Consider the following 1,241-nt stretch of genomic DNA (forward strand, 5'->3'; position numbering starts at 1 on the left):
GTGACGCCGCTCGTCGAGGGTGAGTGGAACAGGGCGACGGACCTCCCAGGCTGGTCCGTGCGCGACATCGTCTCCCATGTCATCGGCCTGGAATGCGAGATGTTGGGCGACCCCCGGCCGATCCACACGCTGCCCCGCGACCTCTACCACGTGCGCAGCGAGTCGGCCCGCCGGATGGAGGTCCAGGTCGACGTCCGTCGACACCACACCGCACCGGAGATGCTCAGCGAGCTCGAATACACCGTCATCCGGCGTTCCCGGCAGCTGCGGAACGAGACCCGCCAGCCGGACACCGTGGTGCGCAGCCCGCTCGGGGAGGACCGCACACTCGAATTCATCCTGGAGCAGCGGGCGTTCGACGTCTGGGCGCACGAGCAGGACCTGCGCCGCACGCTCGGGCAGCCCGGCAACCTCGACTCGCCCGGTGCGCTGGTGGCCCGTGATCTGCTGGTGCGGGTCCTGCCTGGCATCGTCACCAACCGAGCCAAGGCGCCGGCCAGTTCGACGGTGGTCTTCGACATCAGCGGTCCGGTGGAGTTCATGCGCACCGTCCGGGTCGACGCCGAGGGGAAGGCGACCGTCGACGGCAGCGTCTCGCTGGGCCCGACGGTGACGCTGGCGATGGACTGGGACACCTTCCACCAGCTGGCCTGCGGTCGGGTCCATCCGTCGACGGTCGCCGAGCAGGTCAAGATCGACGGTGACCAGGAGCTGGCCCAGGCCATCCTCGACAACCTCGCGGTGACGCCGTAACGGAGGCCGCGACGGCAGCCGACGGGCAACCGGCGGCGCTGACGGGACGCGGTCCTCAGCCGGCCCGAACCACTGCCCGTCGGCCGGACGGTGCGCAGGGAGTTACCCGTTTCACGTGAAACGATCTCCTTGGTTTCACGTGAAACGGTTGCCGCGGTTGCACACCGGCCTCGGCAGCGTCAGGCCGGGACGTGGACAGCCTCGACCCTGCTGACGACCAGACGTTCCCGCTCACGCCGGGCCGCACGGCTGCGCAGCCGGAGGATCTGCGTGACACCGAGCGCCTCCAGCACGAAGACCGAGGCGAACGCGATCCGGTAGTTGTCTCCGGTGGCGTCGAGCAGGATGCCGACGGCGAGCAGGGTGGTCATCGAGGCGGTGAAGCCGCCCATGTTGACGATGCCGGACGCGGTGCCCTGACGCTCCGGCGGATTGGCCGGCCGCGCGAAGTCGAAGCCGATCATCGAAGCGGGGCCGCAGGCACCCAG

The 1,241-nt window shown here is 69.7% G+C and carries 1 protein-coding gene and 1 pseudogene; one reads left to right on the plus strand and one right to left on the minus strand.

Features of this window, described 5'->3' with window-relative positions; translation table 11 throughout:
• Nucleotides 1-753, plus strand: a 753-nt coding sequence (locus tag AB0I03_RS26775) for a maleylpyruvate isomerase family mycothiol-dependent enzyme (RefSeq protein WP_360417406.1), incomplete at its 5' end; no start/stop codon positions are given.
• 179 nt (nucleotides 754-932) lie between these two features.
• Here the strand turns inward: AB0I03_RS26775 and AB0I03_RS26780 are convergent.
• A pseudogene (locus AB0I03_RS26780) lies at nucleotides 933-1,241 on the minus strand (MFS transporter); the annotation flags it as partial.

This window comes from Glycomyces sp. NPDC021274 (assembly GCF_040641195.1).
GTDB lineage: Bacteria > Actinomycetota > Actinomycetes > Mycobacteriales > Micromonosporaceae > Glycomyces.